The organism is Rhodobacteraceae bacterium D3-12 (assembly GCA_025916135.1).
Classification (GTDB): Bacteria; Pseudomonadota; Alphaproteobacteria; order Rhodobacterales; family Rhodobacteraceae; genus JAKGBX01.
This window is the reverse complement of sequence record CP104793.1, coordinates 337993-355007: the sequence shown is the minus strand read 5'-3', so window position 1 is coordinate 355007 and position 17015 is coordinate 337993. Positions and strand designations below refer to the sequence as shown.

Annotated in this window: 20 protein-coding genes; 10 read left to right on the top strand and 10 right to left on the bottom strand. The window is 62.4% G+C overall.

The window, feature by feature from the left end:
• Positions 1-138 precede the first annotated feature (138 nt).
• Together N4R57_01725 and N4R57_01720 are read right to left on the bottom strand one after the other, a co-directional pair.
• Positions 139-828, bottom strand: a complete 690-nt coding sequence (locus tag N4R57_01725) for a nitroreductase family protein (protein ID UYV37856.1) — start codon at positions 826-828, stop codon at positions 139-141.
• A gap of 22 nt (positions 829-850) precedes the next feature.
• Entirely contained in the window at positions 851-1783 is a 933-nt protein-coding gene (locus N4R57_01720) for an AEC family transporter (protein UYV37855.1), read from the bottom strand.
• A 115-nt stretch (positions 1784-1898) separates the two neighbouring features.
• On the opposite strand from N4R57_01720, the gene N4R57_01715 reads away from it, so the two are divergent.
• Both N4R57_01715 and N4R57_01710 read left to right on the top strand, forming a co-directional pair.
• Positions 1899-2636, top strand: coding sequence for a polysaccharide pyruvyl transferase family protein (locus N4R57_01715; GenBank protein ID UYV37854.1), 738 nt, complete (start codon positions 1899-1901; stop codon positions 2634-2636).
• 75 nt (positions 2637-2711) lie between these two features.
• The gene (locus N4R57_01710; GenBank protein UYV37853.1) at positions 2712-3275 is read left to right on the top strand and encodes a hypothetical protein; all 564 of its coding nucleotides are present in this window, start codon (positions 2712-2714) and stop codon (positions 3273-3275) included.
• A 94-nt stretch (positions 3276-3369) separates the two neighbouring features.
• Here the strand turns inward: N4R57_01710 and N4R57_01705 are convergent, their stop codons facing one another.
• Entirely contained in the window at positions 3370-4272 is a 903-nt protein-coding gene (locus tag N4R57_01705) for an amidohydrolase (protein UYV37852.1), read from the bottom strand.
• A gap of 103 nt (positions 4273-4375) precedes the next feature.
• Positions 4376-5179 carry a class D beta-lactamase gene (blaOXA, locus tag N4R57_01700; GenBank protein UYV37851.1) on the bottom strand — a complete coding sequence of 268 codons (804 nt, stop codon included), beginning with the start codon at positions 5177-5179 and terminating at the stop codon, positions 4376-4378.
• Positions 5180-5254: 75 nt separating this feature from the next.
• Here blaOXA and N4R57_01695 point away from each other — a divergent pair, with 75 nt between their 5' ends.
• Complete coding sequence (locus tag N4R57_01695; protein UYV37850.1) at positions 5255-6328, top strand: trifunctional transcriptional activator/DNA repair protein Ada/methylated-DNA--[protein]-cysteine S-methyltransferase; 1074 nt, start codon at positions 5255-5257, stop codon at positions 6326-6328.
• Positions 6325-7116 (top strand): isocitrate lyase/phosphoenolpyruvate mutase family protein, encoded by a 792-nt coding sequence (locus tag N4R57_01690; GenBank protein UYV37849.1) that lies wholly within the window; start codon positions 6325-6327, stop codon positions 7114-7116. Before N4R57_01695 ends, N4R57_01690 begins: the two co-directional genes overlap by 4 nt.
• On the opposite strand, the gene N4R57_01685 is transcribed toward N4R57_01690, so the two are convergent.
• Positions 7113-8087, bottom strand: a complete 975-nt coding sequence (locus N4R57_01685; protein UYV37848.1) for a rubrerythrin family protein — start codon at positions 8085-8087, stop codon at positions 7113-7115. The two genes, N4R57_01690 and N4R57_01685, sit on opposite strands and share 4 nt — an antisense overlap.
• Before the next feature lie 203 nt (positions 8088-8290).
• Between N4R57_01685 and N4R57_01680 the strand changes: the two genes are divergently transcribed.
• Positions 8291-8926 (top strand): TetR/AcrR family transcriptional regulator, encoded by a 636-nt coding sequence (locus tag N4R57_01680; GenBank protein ID UYV37847.1) that lies wholly within the window; start codon positions 8291-8293, stop codon positions 8924-8926.
• On the opposite strand, the gene N4R57_01675 is transcribed toward N4R57_01680, so the two are convergent.
• The 3 genes from N4R57_01675 to ftrA form a co-directional block, all read right to left on the bottom strand.
• Positions 8923-9930 (bottom strand): 4Fe-4S dicluster domain-containing protein, encoded by a 1008-nt coding sequence (locus tag N4R57_01675; protein ID UYV37846.1) that lies wholly within the window; start codon positions 9928-9930, stop codon positions 8923-8925. The genes N4R57_01680 and N4R57_01675 overlap by 4 nt on opposite strands.
• A gap of 28 nt (positions 9931-9958) precedes the next feature.
• The gene (locus tag N4R57_01670) at positions 9959-10672 is read right to left on the bottom strand and encodes an NYN domain-containing protein (GenBank protein UYV37845.1); all 714 of its coding nucleotides are present in this window, start codon (positions 10670-10672) and stop codon (positions 9959-9961) included.
• 137 nt (positions 10673-10809) lie between these two features.
• A complete protein-coding gene (ftrA, locus tag N4R57_01665) occupies positions 10810-11787 on the bottom strand; it encodes a transcriptional regulator FtrA (GenBank protein ID UYV37844.1) in 978 nt (325 codons plus the stop codon).
• Between the two features lie 98 nt (positions 11788-11885).
• On the opposite strand from ftrA, the gene N4R57_01660 reads away from it, so the two are divergent.
• Positions 11886-12290, top strand: coding sequence for a nuclear transport factor 2 family protein (locus N4R57_01660; GenBank protein UYV37843.1), 405 nt, complete (start codon positions 11886-11888; stop codon positions 12288-12290).
• Between the two features lie 45 nt (positions 12291-12335).
• Complete coding sequence (locus N4R57_01655; GenBank protein ID UYV37842.1) at positions 12336-12716, top strand: VOC family protein; 381 nt, start codon at positions 12336-12338, stop codon at positions 12714-12716.
• Positions 12717-12867: 151 nt separating this feature from the next.
• Here the strand turns inward: N4R57_01655 and N4R57_01650 are convergent, their stop codons facing one another.
• Together N4R57_01650 and N4R57_01645 are read right to left on the bottom strand one after the other, a co-directional pair.
• Entirely contained in the window at positions 12868-13365 is a 498-nt protein-coding gene (locus tag N4R57_01650) for a GNAT family N-acetyltransferase (protein ID UYV37841.1), read from the bottom strand.
• A 53-nt stretch (positions 13366-13418) separates the two neighbouring features.
• Positions 13419-14531, bottom strand: coding sequence for an S-(hydroxymethyl)glutathione dehydrogenase/class III alcohol dehydrogenase (locus N4R57_01645; protein ID UYV37840.1), 1113 nt, complete (start codon positions 14529-14531; stop codon positions 13419-13421).
• A 213-nt stretch (positions 14532-14744) separates the two neighbouring features.
• Between N4R57_01645 and N4R57_01640 the strand changes: the two genes are divergently transcribed.
• The 3 genes from N4R57_01640 (at position 14745) to N4R57_01630 (ending at position 16843) form a co-directional block, all read left to right on the top strand.
• Positions 14745-15521 carry a YwqG family protein gene (locus tag N4R57_01640; protein ID UYV37839.1) on the top strand — a complete coding sequence of 259 codons (777 nt, stop codon included), beginning with the start codon at positions 14745-14747 and terminating at the stop codon, positions 15519-15521.
• Entirely contained in the window at positions 15514-16407 is an 894-nt protein-coding gene (locus tag N4R57_01635) for a hypothetical protein (GenBank protein UYV37838.1), read from the top strand. The genes N4R57_01640 and N4R57_01635 overlap by 8 nt, the downstream gene beginning before the upstream one ends.
• A gap of 145 nt (positions 16408-16552) precedes the next feature.
• Positions 16553-16843: an I78 family peptidase inhibitor gene (locus tag N4R57_01630; GenBank protein ID UYV37837.1), complete on the top strand. Its 291-nt coding sequence runs from the start codon at positions 16553-16555 to the stop codon at positions 16841-16843.
• Positions 16844-17015: the final 172 nt, after the last annotated feature.

Genomic DNA, 17015 nt, shown 5'->3' with positions numbered 1-17015 from the left:
GGGCACTTTATACTCGCCAATCCCGAAAAAGGGTGTTGGGGCGCTCTGCGCTTGCCAATCGCCGCCCCGGTGGGGCGTGACGGCGATGCACGGCGGCTTCGCCTTGAGTCCGTGCTGGGCTCTTTCCGAGAGCCCACCTCAAATAAACGTCGCCACCTCACCCAACGGCTTTTTCTTCATCGCCTTCTGCGGCACCGTTGCCTCCTCTGCCGCATGGCCCACGGCGACGATCATGATCGGCTTCTCATGCTCGGGACGCCCGCAAATCCCGGTCAGGAATTTCATCGGGTTCGGCGTATGGGTCAGCCCGTAAAGCCCCGCCATATGCAGCGAAGCAATCAAAAACCCGCTGGCGATGCCCACGCTTTCGGGCACATAGTAATTCTTGAACCGGCTGCCATCCTCGCGCAAACCATAGCGCTGCGCAAACACCACAATCAGCCACGGCGCCTCCTCAAGATGCGGTTTGGACACACCCGTGCCAATCGGCTCCAGCGCCGAAAGCCACTCGTCCCCGGCCCCTCCGCCATAAAACCTCGCTTCCTCTTCCTCGGCAGCTTTGCGAATCTGCGCCTTTATCTCAGGGTCCGAAATCGCCACGAAATGCCACGGCTGATGGTTCGCCCCGCTCGGCGCGTTCCCGGCGCTCAGGATCACCTCTTCGATCACCTCCCGCGCCACCGGACGCGTGCTGAAATCGCGGATCGTGTGGCGGCTCGCCATATCGCCGCGAAACCCCTTCGCAGCGGCCAAAACCTCGGCATCGCTCCGCTCTGCACGGCGTGGCAATGGCACGGGGCTATACCCCGGCACGCTTTGCTCGCTCATGTCTCTCTCCCCTTCGTCAATTTCAATAAAGCTGTGTCACCCATGCGATCACCAATGGCACCGAGGCCACGCTGAACACTGTCGAGACCAAAATCGCCGCCGACACCCGCTGCGGCGCGACACCGTAATGCTGCGCCAGAATGAAGACATTCCCCGCCACCGGCAGCGCCGCACAGGAAATCATCACCGCCGCCGGGAACGGATCAATCGGGAACAGATACAGCGCCGCCAACGCCACAAACGCCGGATGCAACACCAGCTTGGCAAAGCTCAACCACCCCGCCACCGACAACCGCTCGGCCGATTTGCTGGCCAACGATGCGCCAATCGCAAACAACGCCCCCGGCGTCGCCGCCGCCCCCAGAATGGTCAGAAACTCTTCCACCGGCACCGGCACCGTGATCTCGAACCCCGAGACCAACAGGCCCAACGCCATCGCCATAATCATCGGGTTCTTGAGCAGGCCAACCCCGACCGTGCGCAGCACCGCAAGGCCCATCCGTCCGTCACGCCCGCCCGTCACCAAAATCACGATAAGCGAGCCGAACACGATCAAATCCATCGCCAGAACCATCATCAACGGCCCCACCGCCTCTGGACCCAACAACAGCGTCAGCATCGGAATCCCAAGGAAACCGACATTGGCAATCACCGCACATTGCGCCTCGATCGCCGCTTCCTCCATCGGGCGCTTGCGCAAAAACGCCACCGCCATGCCCAATCCGTAAACAAAGCCCGAGCCCCAAAGATACGCGACGATAAACCGCGTATCGGCCACCTCGCTCAGGCTCATCTGCGAGGCAAAGCGAAAGATCATCGCCGACAAGGCAAAGTAAAACACGAATTTCGTCAGATAAGAGGTCGCCTCTTCGCTGAAAAACTTCGTCACCCCGGCGCCATAGCCAAGACCGATGAGCGCAAAGAACGGCACGGTTTTAAGAAAAATCTCCCACATGTGAAATTGGTATCATGTGGACAGGCGGACGCAATGGGTCGCAATGCGTTTCCTGCGAATAGGCCACCACGCAATCCCCCTTTGCCACCCGCAACATAGACGCTAAACCTCGACTATGTTTGATGCCGCATTCCAACATATCCGCACCACCGCCAATGTGGGTGACCGTGCCTGCTGCCCGGCGGATTACTTTGATTTCGGCACAAGCACGATTGGTGATTTCGGTGCCGATCTGCCGGCCTGTCACCGTGCCATCCTCGGCGGTGGTCAGGTCGCACAACAGGCGATCAACGCGCTGATCTATAACGCCGCCGCCGCGCGGCACACGGTCATCTGGGCCGTGGGCCTCGACAGCAAAACGGCGCAAAGCCTGCCGTTTGAAATCGCTCGCGCCTCGGCCTCGCTGATCTCGACCCGCAATGCGGGGGTGGCGGGGCTGTCGCATGTGCCTTGCGTCTCGGCCATGTCGCCGCTGTTTGATGCGCCCCCCGCACCCAAGCATGAGGTGGTCGCTTTCCTGCACCACCGCAAATCCACCGGCATCACCCTGCCCGATAGTATCCCGAGCCTCACCAATCACGGCCCGACCCTGCAACAGGCCATCGCCCATATCGCCAGCGGCGACACGGTGGTGACCAATTCCTATCACGGCACCTACTGGGCCATGCTGCTTGGCCGCCGCACCCTCTGCCTGCCGTTCTCAAACAAGTTCAACGGCTTCGCGGACCCGCCCACCATGGCCACGCCGTCCAACTGGCAAACCGCCCTGCCAAAGGCCCGCCGCCACCCGGCGCTCCTTGAACAGGCCCGCACCGCCAACCGTGGCTTTTTCGACAAGGTCATGAACCTGTGATCGACGGCTCTCTCGACATCGCGCCGCCCCCGCGCTAGCGATTGGGCAAGTTCAACAGGCAAACAGGCACTTCCCTTGACGTTTTTGCGTATCCTTGCCGGGCTGCTGGCGTTTCTGGCCCTGACCGCCTGCGCGCCCCCCGCGCCCAGCGCCCAACCTGACGAGGTCGCCCGCCTGGCCGCCGCGATCCAGGCGCTTGGCCCCGATGTCGACCCCGCCGAAGCCCACCGTGCCGCCTTTATCTCTCTCACCTACCCCGCCGAACTGGCCCGCCAATACCAGATCACCGATCCGCCGCTCATTCATAACACCAAGGTGAATATGGGCCTGCGCCCGCGTGGCCTCTGCTGGCACTGGGCCGAGGATATGGAACGGCGCCTGAAATCCGAACGCTTCGAAACCCTCGAAATTCACCGCGCCATCGCCAACTATGGGCACCCGGTTTTGATCGAACACTCCACTTCGATCATCTCGGCGCGTGGCGATGACATGTTCTCCGGCATTGTGGTTGACCCGTGGCGCCGCGGCGGACCGCTGACATGGAATGCCACGCAAAAAGACCCGAAATACACATGGGTCCCCCAACGCGAAGTCCTGCTCGACAAGCAGCGAAACCGCGCCCTGCAAGCAGCAGAGTAACCCCACCACCCGAGCGCCAAAATTCTTCAAAGAATTTTACCAAGAATTTTTCAAAAATTCTTGCCCCCGCCCTATCGCACGCGGTCGCCAAGCCTCAGCGTTTTCCGATTAAATCCATCGTCACCTTGCGCCCGAAAAACCGCTCGGCATTCTTAAAGGCGATCTTTTCCGCGACCTCGCGCGGCAAAAGCGCCAGATACCTGCGATGCGTGGCGATGATGTCCTCATATTGGTCCCACTGGCTGTTGACCCATGTGTCGCTCCCCACCATCAAGCGGCCCTGAAACTCGATCAGGATCTTCTCCCACACAGGGTCCAACCCGCCCGCACCATCCAGAATGTCATGCTCGCGCAATGACGTATCCGCAACCAACGTGCCATAGCGTTTCATCACCGCGTAAACCCCTTTTGCGGGCGTGCTCAACCCGGCATGCGCCCAGATGATCTTGACCTCCGGGTCCAGCGAAAAAAGCCACTCCACAGGCTCCACCCCCGAATGCACATGCAGGAAAATGTCCCGCGCCTTGGCCATCGCGATCACCTTGCGAAACAGCGGCTCATCCGACCGGTCCAGCCGATGAATGTGAAACTCGCCAATCCCTTGATGCGGATAGGCCTGCAACCGCTCTTTCAAATAGGCCTCCATATCCGGCGCCTTGGTCCAATTCGATGACCCCGCATCCCCGTGATAGGGGCGCAGCTCCGGCACCACCCGGTTCGGCGCGTATTTCCACAGCATGATCGTGCCTTCATCGGGCGTGGAAGAGACCAACCCCATCGCGACCCCGCTGCGGTCCATCAACTCGATAATGCTTTTGACCGGGTAAACATCCCACGCCGGTTCCTTGTAATGGATATGCGCGTCGAAAATCGGCAAATGCTGCGCATCCTTGCCCATCACCCCGTGATCATGATCGCCGTCGGCCCGCCCCAGTGCCGCCAACATCACCAACCCTGCGGTCAGCCCACCCAACCGTAGTGTGCCCCATTTGCCCATGACCTATCCCTTCCTATCCATCACGTCCGCCATCTCTCGAGCCCGCCATCTCTCAAGCCCGCCATCCATCACCCCTGACAAAACCCTAACCGCACAGGCCGCCTCACCTCAATCGTTCTGCCATAGCAGGCCAGTTTTCCAGAAACCGCGCCCGCGTCACAACACCGGGCGAGCCCTTTAGCCGCGTGTTGGCCCGCGTCAGCCGCGCGAACACGTAAACCCGCCCGTCCTTTTCGGCCCATCCCACAAACCAGCCGACCCCGGCGGCATAGTCGAAACTCCGGTCCGCCCGGCGCGGATAGGCGCCCCCGGTCTTGCCATTCACCCGCCAGCCCCCGACCCGGCGCTCCTCAACCACCGCGCGTGTCAATCGCATCGCTCGCGCACTCACCGGCAAACGCCCCGTCACCAGCCCGCGCAAAAACGCCACCTGCTCGCGTGGCGATATCTGCAATGACGATGAAATCCACGCCCGCTCCAACCCGTTGTCATAGCCCGCATCACCGGCAAAATCCGCGTTGCCATACCCCAGCGCCCGCGCCTTTGCGCTTAACACTTCCGCGCCCAGCGCCCGTGCGATCCGCTGTGAATACCAGACCACCGAATAGGTCATCCACCGCTCTGGCGTGGTGTCGCGGGTCCAGTTCTTGCCGCCCCAATCGGGCTCGCCCTTGCGATACTCAAGCACCGGCGCGTGCGCATCCTGCAAAAACCCCGCCTCGAAGCCGATCACCGCCAAGGCCACCTTGAACGTCGATGCAGGCGTCTCACGCGCCGCGCACGCGCCCTCCTCCAACACCACCCGCCCGGTTTCGGCCTCGGCCACAAGGGTGCAAACCACCCGCACCTCCGCCTGCGCCCCGCCCGCCATCAGCGCCAAAACCACCCCCAGCACCCATGCCCGCATACCGCCCCTCCAACAAATTCAAATACACGCCCGATTTCCGGCGGCACATGCCCGCCACCCTGCTACTATCACCGCATGTTCTTTGATCTTCCAGACCACGCGACACTCTACTCGGCGCTGCTTGGGCGCGATCCCGCCTATGATGGCCAAGCCTTCGTTGGCGTCGCCAGCACCGGCGTGTTCTGCCGCCTGACCTGCCCGGCGCGCAAACCCAAGCCCGAGAATTGCACCTTCTACCCGACCGTGGGCGATTGCATCGACGCGGGCTACCGCCCTTGCAAACGCTGCCACCCGATGCAACCCGTGGCCTCGGCCGACCCCTCCATCGCCAGCCTGCTCGCCGCGCTGGATGAACGCCCGGAATACCGCTGGTCCGAAGCGGACATCACCCGCATGGGCTTTGACCTCTCCACCGTCCGGCGCAGCTTCAAACGTCAATTCGGCATGACCTTCCTTGAAATCGCAAGGCAACGGCGGCTGCGGGACGGCTTCACCACCATCGCGGACGGCGGCAAGGTGATCGACGCACAGCTTGACGCCGGCTATGCCTCGCCCAGCGCGTTTCGCGCCGCCTTCGCCCGTCTGCTTGGCCGTGCGCCGGGCCGTCTCCACCCCGATCCGCTGCTCTTTGCCGACTGGATCAGCACGCCGCTCGGCGACATGATCTCACTCAGCAGCCCGTCCCGGCTTTACCTGCTCGAATTTCATGACCGCAAAGCGCTCAGCCGCGAGCTGGCCCGCCTTGATACCTCGGTCAAGGGGCGGCTCGGCATCGGCACAACCGCCCCCGGCGAACAGATCAAACACGAGCTTTCCGCCTATTTCTCTGGCCAATCGGCTGCGTTCAAAACCCCGCTCGCCTATACCGGCTCGGGTTTTGCGCAATCGGTCTGGGATGCGCTGCGCCACATCCCGCCCGGCACCACGACAAGCTATGGCGACCTCGCCCGTGCGCTTGGCCGCCCCTCCGCCACCCGCGCCGTAGCGCGTGCCAATGGCGCCAACCAACTCGCCCTGATCGTGCCCTGCCACCGGGTCATCGGCGCGGATGGCGCGCTAACCGGCTATGGCGGCGGCCTCTGGCGCAAAAAACGGCTGCTTGAAATCGAACGCCTCTATCGTCCCACCCAAATAGAAAGCCCGACATGACCACGCACGCTCTCAGCCAAGCCGACAAAGCCACCCGCTTCAAATCGCTCCACACCCCCGGCACGCCGCTGGTGCTTTACAACATCTGGGACGCCGGATCGGCCAAAGCCATCGCCGACGCCGGGGCAAAGGCGCTCGCCACAGGAAGCTGGTCGGTCGCCGCCGCCCAAGGCTACGCGGATGGCGAGGCGCTGCCGCTTGATCTCTTGCTCACCATCGTGGCGCGCATCGCTGCCACCAATGATCTGCCCCTCTCGGTCGATTTCGAAGGCGGCTATGCCACCGACCCCGCCGGGGTTGCCAGCAATGTGTCGCGCCTGATCGCCGCCGGTGCCATCGGCATCAATTTCGAGGACCGGGTGATCAACGGTGACGGCCTGCACAGCATCGAAGGCCAATCCGCCCGCATCGCCGCCGCCCGCACGGCGGCCAGCTCTGCCAATGTGCCGCTCTTTATCAACGCCCGCACCGATCTCTTTCTCGGCTCTGCCCCGGACAGCCACGCCGGCTTTGTCGACGAGGCGATCACCCGCGCACAGGCCTATCAACAGGCCGGCGCGGATGGCTTCTTTGTGCCCGGCCTCACGCAAGAGACGCTGATCCGCCGCATCACCGCCGCCACCACTCTGCCGGTGAACGTGATGATGCTGGGCGATCAAAGCCCGCTGAGCTCGGTCGCCGCCATGGGCGTTGCACGGGCGAGCTTCGGCCCCGGTGCCTATCGCACCGCAATGGGCGATCTGGCCGAGCGGTTCCGCGCCCTCACCCCCGACGGCAAAGCGCCCTAGCCGCTGCCAATCAACGCCCCCGCGGCAAAGACCAACGCCCCGCCCAGCACAACCTGAAACGCGGCGCGGAAAAACGGCGTGTCCATGAATTTGTTCTGGATCCACGCAATCGCCCAAAGCTCGATGAACACCACGACCAAAGCGATCGTCGTCGCGGTCCAGAAGTCGGGGATCAGATACGGCAACGCATGCCCCAAGCCCCCCACCATGGTCATCACCCCGCTGGCAAACCCGCGTTTGATCGGGCTGCCCCGCCCGCTCAACTCTCCGTCGTCGCTGGCCGCTTCGGTGAACCCCATCGAAATGCCCGCGCCCACGCTCGCCGCCAACCCGACAAGGAAGGTGGTCCATGTGTCCTGCGTCGCAAATGCGGTGGCAAAGATCGGCGCCAGCGTCGACACCGACCCGTCCATCAACCCGGCCAATCCCGGCTGAACCCACGTCAGCAAGAACTTGCGATGCGCCGTGCGCTCCTCCTCGCCCCGCGCATCCGCGCCCAGATGCTGCTCTTCCAGCGTTTCGGCCTTGTGCTGATGTCCGGCCTCTGCCGCCGCCAGATCACCCAGCAACTTGCGCGTGCCCGCATCCGTGCTGCGCTGCGCGGCGGCAATGTAAAACCGCTCGGCATCGGCTTCCATATTCTCGGCCTCTTCGCGCATCCGCTCAAGCCCGAGGTTCTCGACCAGCCACACCGGGCGGCGCGCATAATAGCCCGCCACATGCTCGCGCCGGATCAACGGGATCACCTCGCCAAACCGCTTGCGATGCTGCTCGATCAATCGCTGGCGGTGGTCATCCTCCTCGGCGGCCATGCCGTCAAACACCTTGGCACTGTCGGGAAAATCGTCGCGCATCCGCTCGGCATACATCCGGTAAATCCGCGCATCATCCTCCTCCGATGAAATCGCCAGCGCCAGAACCTCCTGCTCGCTCAGCTCGGAAAAGCGCCGCCGTTGAGTTAGAAACCGCATAGGGAAATCCTCAAGTTTAGAATTGTTCTAAACTTAGCGAGCACCGCTCCGCGACGCAAGAGAGTCTTGGCGCAAAATCCCCCTCGATCCTGCACGCAACCCAAGGTCATCCCAGAACTAAACTTGCCAGTTCAGAACTGCAAAGCTACCCTGATGCCGACCCACGTGCTGACACCAATCCTGACATCGTTAACGGAGCCGCCATGCCAATTTGCCCTGTTAGCCTCGCCACATCCCAGATCAACAGCAAAGGCCGCAAGTTCGATCAGGTTCTCGAAGGGGCGCGCAAAGTGTTCATGGCCGACGGGTTCGAGCGGGCCAACGTCGATCAAATCGCCCAAACCGCAGGCGTCTCCAAGGCAACGCTCTACTCCTACTTCCCTGACAAAGAACAACTTTTCGCCGAAGTCGCCCGCCTCGAATGCCTTCGCATGGCCGATGCCGCCGCGGCCGAAATCAACACCCAAGGGCCGATCGGCGAGGTGCTCACCTCCTTGGCAATGCGCCTCGCGAAATATCTTCTGTCGGATTTTACGCAAACCATGTTCCGCATTTGCGTCTCCGAACGTGACCGCTTTCCTGACATTGCCCGCGCGTTTTATGACTGCGGCCCCGAGATGGGCCGCAAGCGCCTCGAAGAGGTGCTGGCCCATGGCGTCGCCCGCGGCGAGCTAAAGATCGACAACCTCACGCTGGCGGCGGAACAATTCTCGGACCTGTCCAAATCCTACCTCTGGATGCGTGCGGTGTTCGGTATCCAGACCGAGTTTTCGCAAGACGAAATCGCCACCGTCACCAATGAAGCGGTCGCAACTTTCATGGCCCGTTACGGCACCTAACCGCGCCCCTCCGGCGCGTCACCCGCGCCAATCCGCTCCGCCCGCCGCGCCAGTTTGGCCGCAAGGTTCAACCCCACACCGGGGCGCGACCACGGGCAAACGGCAATGCAAATGGCACAACCCTGCGTCTCGTTGAAGAACGGCAGACACCGGTCGAAATCCACATACCACTTCTCCTCGCCGCGCACCCATTGCTTGCCGGGTGAAAGCGCCTCTGGCGGACAGGCCTCCTCGCAAATCCGGCAGTTGGCGCAGAAGCTGTCGATCCCGAACTCCCGCTTGGGCGTTGGCGCGAATGGCGCGTCCGTCAACACACCTGCCAAGCGAAACGAAGCGCCCAGCTCCGGGTTGATGATCGACCCGTGCTTGCCCAATTCACCAAAGCCGCATTCAATCGCGGGCGGGATCAACGTCACCGCCCCGGCCATCGGCCCGGTCACCGGCTCGGCCTCCCAGCCCTGTTGCCGGATCCAGCTCGCCACCGTCTTGGCCGCCCCCGCCGCGCGGCCATACTGGCGCACCACCTCGGCCCCGGCCTGCACCTTGGGCGCTTGTGCAATCGCGTCGAACTCATGGCCCACCGCCAAAAGGATCAACCGGCTGTGGCGCATCTCCTGCCCGGCGAAAAACCACTCTTCGCGCGCTTGCGCCACGCCGGTCATCTCGCAAATCCCGGCGCTGACGAATTGCGCCAGCCCGCCGGTCCACGCCTCCGGCGCAATCGCCATCGGCTCCGCCGCCACCTCGGCCATCGGCGCATCCAATATCACCTGCCGCTCGGCCCGCACCGCCGCCATCGCCGCCGGGTCCGGGTCAACCGAATAGAACCAGCGTTGCATTTTCCCGTGTGGAATGTCGTCGGGGTTGGGCGCCCAATATACCACCTCCGGGCGGCGAAACGCCCGCTCGCCCAAACCGTTGATCGCATTGCCCGACTGGCCGGGGTGCAAGGCCATCTGCTCCGGGTCCGGCGTAAACGGTCGATATGGGTTGTCGCGCGCCATAAGGCTCAGCTTACACGCGCAACCGCCCTCAATCCAGCCGCCGCACTTCCAACTGGTTGTTCGCCCCGCGCCGCGTCTCGAAAATCTTGAGATCACGCACCAGATCGCTCAGCTTGGCCCGGCCATAACTGCGCGGATCAAAATCCGATTGCGCCGCCACGATCATCTGCCCCAAACGGCCAAGGTTGTACCACTCGCCTTCCTGATCAATGCTGTCCATCGCCTTGAGGATATGCGCCTTGGCCTCGCCATGGTTCTGTTTCGGCGATGCCTTCTGGGTCTCGGCCGTAGCCTCGCCGCCGTTGCCATCAAGGTTTTCAAGGAACAGAAACCGCTTACAGGCCTTACGAAACGCAATCGGCGTGGTCTTCTTGCCAATCCCGGTCACATCCAGCCCCTGTTCGCGGATGCGGCTGGCCAACCGGGTGAAATCGCTGTCGGACGAGACCAGCACAAAGCCGTCAAACCGCCCCGAATGCATCAGATCCATCGCGTCGATGACCAAGGCAATGTCGCTCGCATTCTTGCCCACGGTGTTTTCCGGCTGGTGATGCGGCACAAGGCCAAACTCGGCCTGCACATTGCTCCACCCCTTGGTTTTCGACTGCGAAAAATCGCCATAGACCCGGCGCACGCTGGCCTCGCCAATCCCGGCGATCTCATCAAAAATCGCCTTGGTTTCCTTGGCCGAAACATTGTCTGCATCAATCAATACCGCCAAAAGCGGTGCCTTATCAGTCATCGTCTGACCTCCTTCTTGTTGCACCAATTCCTACGCCCCCGCGCGCCCGGCGAAACCCCTTGCGCGCGCCCGGATTGACGCTGCCACATAGGGCAGCGCCCGCATCCCATGTCGAGCGATCCGTTTTGTTTTGCGCCTCAGAGAGCGCCCAAACGTTCGCGGTATCGGACGGGCGGAACCCCCATCGTTTTGCGAAATTCGCGGCGAAAGGTCTCTGCCGAGCCGAAGCCGCAGCTTTCCCAAACATCCGATAGCGGAATAGAGCTATTTTCCAGCAACTCTGCGGCGCGCGACACCCGTTCCAGCTTTAACCAGTTTAGCGGGGTTGTGCCTGCTTCCTCGTGAAAACGCCGGGCCAGTGTCCGACCACTTGTGGCGGCGGTGCTCGCCATGCGCTCAATCGGCCACTCTTCGTCAATCGAGGCGCGGATACGATCCTGAAGTGCCGCCAAACCGGATCCCATGCGGGCCTTTGGTTCCGGACGGGGTATGAACTGCCGCTGGCCACCGTCGCGTTGAGCAGGCAGGACCAAACGGCGTGCCACCGAAGCGGCAACCTGCGCGCCAAAATCCTGTCGGATGATATGCAGCCCCAAATCCAACCCGGCGGCTGATCCGGCAGACGTAAACACACGCTCGCCCTCAACAAACAGAACGTCTGGATCGACGGTGATGTCTGGATAACGCTCAGCAAGCTTTTCGGTATAGCGCCAGTGTGTTGTCGCGGGTTTGCCATTCAACAGCCCTGCGGCTGCCAACACAAAAACCCCTGAGCAGATAGATGCAACACGCGCCCCACGCGCGTATGCGGCGCGCAGCGCCTCGCATAACTCTTCTGGAACAGGCGTATCGGCGCCGCGCCATCCCGGAACAATAATCAGGCTGGCATCCTCAAGCAGGCCAAGATCGTCTTCTGCGTCCAACGTAATGCCGCCCACGGCACGAATGGGGCCCGGCTCGGCCTTCACGGTGGCAAACTTGTACCAATTGTCAAATTCGGGGCGTGGGAGGGCGAAAAGCTCGACAGCAATGCCAAATTCGAATGTGCACAACCCATCATAGGCAACGGCGCACACAAGCGGGTGCTTTTGAGGGAGAGACGCAAATTTTGTCATGTTGGCAGAATCCGACCGAACCTTGTCAATATAGACAGTATCGCGATTTGGTCGATGATGGCAAGTCTGCGTCATCACTTTGAAACGGAGACATGACGATGACGATCCAAGCTGACCTTCTCGCCGCAATCGAAACCTATTTTGACGCGATCCACACCTGCGACACCGCCAAGCTGAACGCCGTTTTCCACCCGCGATCCAGCTTGTTCGATGCCGACAATGGCACCGTATTTGTTGAACCAATTGACAGTTTCAGCCGCGACGTTGCGGGCCGTGTTTCGCCCGCTAGCGCTGGCCAGAAGCGCGAGGCCGAAGTCCTGATGATCGATTTCCTGTCCCCGATCAGCGCCACCGTCAAAATTCGGATACGCGCGCATCACTCCGTGTTCGTCGACCACCTTGGATTTCTACGCGGAGCTGAAGGTTGGCAGATCGTCTCCAAGATCTGGCACTTGGAAAGCACCATTGACGCAGACGAAAAACCGCAGGGCGTCGCCGCCTGAGCAAAACCTCTCTCACCTTTTCACACATGAAACGAAGGACATAAAATGACAAAGATGAATGCTGTCGGATGGTTCGACATCTACGTAGACGATCTGGATCGGGCCGTGGGCTTTTACGAAGCCATGCTCGGCTCCAAACTCGAACCAATGGGTGATCCCACTGGTGAAACGCAAATGATGAGCTTTCCTGCGGAAATGAGCGCCTATGGCGCGGGCGGCGCCCTGACCAAAGCCCCGCATGCTGGTCCCGGTGTTGGCGGGACAATCGTGTACTTCATGGTCGAGGATTGCGCAGTGCAACAAGAGCGTGCAGTTAAAGCCGGCGGTTCGGTCGTCAGGCCAAAGTTTTCCATCGGCGACTTTGGCTGGGTTCTTCTGTGCCAAGACACCGAAGGGAACATGATTGGCTTCAATTCGATGAAGTAACCTTTTTATTGGAAAGACCATTGCGGGCAGCCCATCGGTTGCCCGCTTTGCAAATAAACGGCTGCTATCTAACAGCAGCCGTTCGCGCACCTGCAACGAAGGTCGGCTTCGCCGCGCATAGCAGACCTCACCAGGGGCGCGCGCCGGGCCCCTACTTCGTCAAATCCTTGAACATCACCAGCGCGTCGACATAGCCCTGCTCGGGATGTTTGAACGCCCCCGGCAAACGCCCAACCACGGCAAACCCGGCGCGCTCCCACGTCGCCACCGCCCGCGTGTTCGTCGCCACCACAAAATTATACTGCATCGCGCGATAGCCTTGCCGCCGCGCCTCGTCCAACGACGCCGCCAGCATCGCCCGCGCCACGCCTTTGCCCCGCGCCGCCGGGCTGGTGCAATAGCCCGCGTTGCACACATGCGCGCCATTGCCGGTCTGGTTTGGCTTGATATACCAACAGCCCAGCGCAACGCCGTCGTCCTCGGCAATCCAAACGCGTGCCGTCTCGGCCCAGAAATAGGCCAGACCACCCGCCATCCCGCCATCCGGCTCGGCGCAGAGCGTATCGCCCGCCTCCACCGCCGGTTTCAGGATCGACCAGACAAGCGCGTCATCCGCACCGCGCACCGCGTCTCGCATCTTCACTGCCATATCATCGCCCCAACGCCGTAGGGCGGGGTTTCACCCCGCCATCCACGGTCTGATCAATACACCACCACACTGCGAATGCTCTCACCCGCATGCATCAGATCGAAACCCTTGTTGATATCCTCAAGCCCCATGGTGTGAGTAATCATCGGGTCGATCTCGATCTTGCCGTCCATGTACCAATCCACGATCTTGGGCACATCCGTCCGGCCCCGCGCCCCGCCAAACGCCGTGCCGCGCCAAACCCGGCCCGTGACCAATTGGAACGGACGGGTCGAAATCTCGGCCCCTGCCGCCGCCACGCCGATGATGATGCTCTCACCCCAGCCCTTGTGCGCGCATTCCAAGGCCGTGCGCATCACCTGCACGTTGCCCGTCGCGTCAAACGTATAATCCGCCCCGCCCCCGGTCAGCTCAACCAGATGCCCGACAAGATCGCCCTCAACATCCGAAGGGTTGACGAAATCGGTCATCCCGAAACGCGTCGCCATCTCAACCTTGGCAGGGTTCAAATCAACCCCCACGATCTGATCCGCCCCGGCAAGGCGCAGCCCCTGAATCACATTCAGCCCGATACCGCCCAGCCCGAAAACAACCGCCCGGCTGCCGATCTCGACCTTGGCCGTGTTGATCACCGCACCGATCCCGGTGGTGACGCCGCAACCGATATAGCAAATCTTGTCGAACGGCGCGTCGGGCCGCACTTTCGCCAGCGCAATTTCCGGCAAAACCGTGTGGTTAGAGAAGGTCGAACAGCCCATATAGTGCAAGATCGGCGTCCCATCGAGCATGCTGAACCGGCTCGTCCCATCCGGCATAAGCCCCTGCCCCTGCGTCACGCGCACCGATTGGCACAGGTTGGTCTTGGGGTTGAGACAATAGTCACATTCGCGGCATTCCGGCGTATAAAGCGGGATCACATGATCGCCCGGCTTCAGGCTCGTCACCCCCGGCCCGCATTCCAACACAACCCCGGCTCCCTCATGGCCCAGAATGGCCGGGAAAAGCCCTTCGGGATCGGCCCCCGACAGGGTGAATTCATCGGTATGACAAATCCCCGTCGCCTTGATTTCAACCAGAACCTCACCGGCTTTCGGGCCTTCAAGGTTTACGTCCATGATCTCAAGGGGTTTGCCGGCCTCGACCGCGACTGCAGCTCTGGTGCGCATAGGTAAATCCTCCAATATTTCACGGCGCAGAGTGCTGCAATCCGGGCGCGGATACAACACGCGTTTTCGTGTTGGCGCGTAAATCCGCACCCCGCGCGATTTAGCGAAAATCTTCCTAAATCCCGCACCAATCCCCCTCGCTCTGCCGCCGCCCCGCCGCTTTTTCGCCACGCCCGCCTCCAAGATCGCTCGCAACAACGCATGAGGGGCACCATGACCAAACTTCATCTCACGGCCAGCCAACCGACTGGCGACAGGCCGCTTGCATCCGTCGGCACGCTCACACGATTGCTTGGCGCTGGGGTGTTCATTGTCGGGCTGGTGGGGCAACAGCCGGTAGTGCTATTCGCCGGATTGCTGATCGTCTTCGCAACCAGCATTCCACGCATCAAAAGTCCCGCGCCGCGCGCCGATGCCGCGCTCCCCGTGGCAGAGCAGCCCGCCACAACCGACCACTCCAGTGACGCCAACAATACCCTCCCCGAATGGCTCAAATACGCGCCCCCCGCTGCGCACACCCCCGCCAAACCGCACCCCAAACCGCGCCCCGGACGGCCCACCACCACCACCACCCCGGACAGCCCCCCGCCCGAGCAACCGCCCACCGCGATCCCCCGGCAAACCACCGCAAAACCCGCAGCACCAACCGCCGCCAACACCAGCCCGGAAAACCCCATCATCCGCCTGCGCCCTGTCGTGCCAATCCACCGGGGCATGCCAATTCACAGCTGGCTCGGCGGCGCCCCGCATATGCCCGATGACATGGCGTGGCCCATGGCCGATGGCAAACCGGCGTTGTTTCTGGCCCAGATAAGCTGCTCGCAGCTGCCCCCCGGCTCTGGGGCGGGCGCGGCCCGCGCACGGGCTGGATCCTCGCCTTCACCTCTCAGGACAAGCCCGGCACGCCGATCCTGCGCCATTGCCAAAGCTTCGGACCCGAACGCCAGCCCCCGGCCGAGTCTCCACCGCCGCCGCGCGGCCCATGCGTGACGACATCCTCGCCCGTGCCACCGGGCACCCCGCCGACATTCCGCGCTGGCCGCTCGACGTGTTGATCGAACGCCCCGGCACGCCCGACGATGCACCCGATCCGCCCCAAGCGGCCCAACCCGCCCGTCGGGCCCACGTGCCCCGCCCGGTCCACCCGCTTCATCCAACCGCAAACGGACATGACCCGCGCGCGGCCAACCTGCCCTCGGAAACAGACCTCTCAGACCCGCGGTTTCAACCGTTCGACTGGAATTCGCTGCTGATCCTGATTGAGGTGCTGCAATCCGAACTCGACTGGGATTATCGCGTCATCTGTGGCCTGATCGACCCCGACGCCCCCGATCCGGCAACCCGGCGGTTCCTCGATGATCTCGGCCCCACCCGCGATGGCGTCTCCGCCCTCAGCGGCGAACTCCACGCCGCCCGCACCGAAGGGGTGCCGTTTTCTCCCGCCCTGCTCAAGCTCACCCTGCGGGGCCTGAAATCGCTGCGGTTTTCCACCTTCGACACTGCTCTAGGCGAAGCCCTGCCAACGCCGCTCCTGCACGATCCGCATATGCTGGCCACCTATTTCCGCTGGTTTGATCACTATGGCCGCCGCGCCTATAGCGAAACACCCGACCTGCTCCCGGCACAGCAACGCCGCATGTTTGAGCGCTACTGGACCGGCCTCGCCACCCAGGAAAGCGGCAGCATGGGCCTCGCCCGGCGCGAAAGCTGCAACAAAGAAGATGCGCTCACGCTTCTGCGCCTGCCGGAAAGCGATCTCATGGGGTGGAGCTTCGGGTTTGGCGGCGAATACCGCATCACCCTCCCGGCCAAGACGCTGGCCTCCGGCGTGCTCGATATCGGTGGCGATGCACCAGACTTCAGAGCCACCGCCTGATCGCGGGCCTGCGCCGCCCTCCCCCGCCACTCCCCCGGACAAGCAATGTTTCGCCGGCGAAAAAAATTCCCCCCACGCGTGGCTTGTATCGCCGCCAATCTGCCTCCACATCAAAAGGAACAGCCAACCAGAAGAGCACGCACCCATGTCCCGCATCCCCCGTTTTCCCTTTGTGATCAGCCTCGCTGCCCTGTCTGTTCTGGCCCTTCTGACCGCTTGCCAACCTCACGAGGATATCATGCGCGCCGATGCCACCTGTGCCGCGACCAAATACGAACCGCTCGTCGGCACCCCCGCCGAAGCTGCGGATTTCTCCGGCGAAAAACTGGTCCGTATCATCGCTCCCGGCACCGCCGTTACGATGGACTACCGCGCCGACCGCCTGAACGTCGAAACCGACAAGGCCGGGATCATCACCCGCGTCTACTGCGGCTGATCGACCGGTCTGATTGCTTTGCCAAGCCGGGCCATCGGCCTTGGATCCGGGGCACCCCCCCTGCGAACGCCACATTAACCTAATCCCGCGTTAACCTTTCCTCCCCAACCCGGCAGCCGGGAGTCAGCCGAATGTCAGCCGGGAGTCACCCCCTCCCGCGCCACGCCGCACC

What these genes read in the sequence shown, in the direction of transcription:
- N4R57_01725 (UYV37856.1), bottom strand. Translation starts at nt 828, where the DNA reads ATGAGCGAGCAAAGCGTGCCGGGGTATAGCCCCGTGCCATTGCCACGC.
- N4R57_01720 (UYV37855.1), bottom strand. Translation starts at nt 1,783, where the DNA reads ATGTGGGAGATTTTTCTTAAAACCGTGCCGTTCTTTGCGCTCATCGGT.
- N4R57_01715 (UYV37854.1), top strand. Translation starts at nt 1,899, where the DNA reads ATGTTTGATGCCGCATTCCAACATATCCGCACCACCGCCAATGTGGGT.
- N4R57_01705 (UYV37852.1), bottom strand. Translation starts at nt 4,272, where the DNA reads ATGGGCAAATGGGGCACACTACGGTTGGGTGGGCTGACCGCAGGGTTG.
- blaOXA (UYV37851.1), bottom strand. Translation starts at nt 5,179, where the DNA reads ATGCGGGCATGGGTGCTGGGGGTGGTTTTGGCGCTGATGGCGGGCGGG.
- N4R57_01695 (UYV37850.1), top strand. Translation starts at nt 5,255, where the DNA reads ATGTTCTTTGATCTTCCAGACCACGCGACACTCTACTCGGCGCTGCTT.
- N4R57_01690 (UYV37849.1), top strand. Translation starts at nt 6,325, where the DNA reads ATGACCACGCACGCTCTCAGCCAAGCCGACAAAGCCACCCGCTTCAAA.
- N4R57_01685 (UYV37848.1), bottom strand. Translation starts at nt 8,087, where the DNA reads ATGCGGTTTCTAACTCAACGGCGGCGCTTTTCCGAGCTGAGCGAGCAG.
- N4R57_01680 (UYV37847.1), top strand. Translation starts at nt 8,291, where the DNA reads ATGCCAATTTGCCCTGTTAGCCTCGCCACATCCCAGATCAACAGCAAA.
- N4R57_01675 (UYV37846.1), bottom strand. Translation starts at nt 9,930, where the DNA reads ATGGCGCGCGACAACCCATATCGACCGTTTACGCCGGACCCGGAGCAG.
- N4R57_01670 (UYV37845.1), bottom strand. Translation starts at nt 10,672, where the DNA reads ATGACTGATAAGGCACCGCTTTTGGCGGTATTGATTGATGCAGACAAT.
- ftrA (UYV37844.1), bottom strand. Translation starts at nt 11,787, where the DNA reads ATGACAAAATTTGCGTCTCTCCCTCAAAAGCACCCGCTTGTGTGCGCC.
- N4R57_01660 (UYV37843.1), top strand. Translation starts at nt 11,886, where the DNA reads ATGACGATCCAAGCTGACCTTCTCGCCGCAATCGAAACCTATTTTGAC.
- N4R57_01655 (UYV37842.1), top strand. Translation starts at nt 12,336, where the DNA reads ATGACAAAGATGAATGCTGTCGGATGGTTCGACATCTACGTAGACGAT.
- N4R57_01650 (UYV37841.1), bottom strand. Translation starts at nt 13,365, where the DNA reads ATGGCAGTGAAGATGCGAGACGCGGTGCGCGGTGCGGATGACGCGCTT.
- N4R57_01645 (UYV37840.1), bottom strand. Translation starts at nt 14,531, where the DNA reads ATGCGCACCAGAGCTGCAGTCGCGGTCGAGGCCGGCAAACCCCTTGAG.
- N4R57_01640 (UYV37839.1), top strand. Translation starts at nt 14,745, where the DNA reads ATGACCAAACTTCATCTCACGGCCAGCCAACCGACTGGCGACAGGCCG.
- N4R57_01635 (UYV37838.1), top strand. Translation starts at nt 15,514, where the DNA reads ATGCGTGACGACATCCTCGCCCGTGCCACCGGGCACCCCGCCGACATT.
- N4R57_01630 (UYV37837.1), top strand. Translation starts at nt 16,553, where the DNA reads ATGTCCCGCATCCCCCGTTTTCCCTTTGTGATCAGCCTCGCTGCCCTG.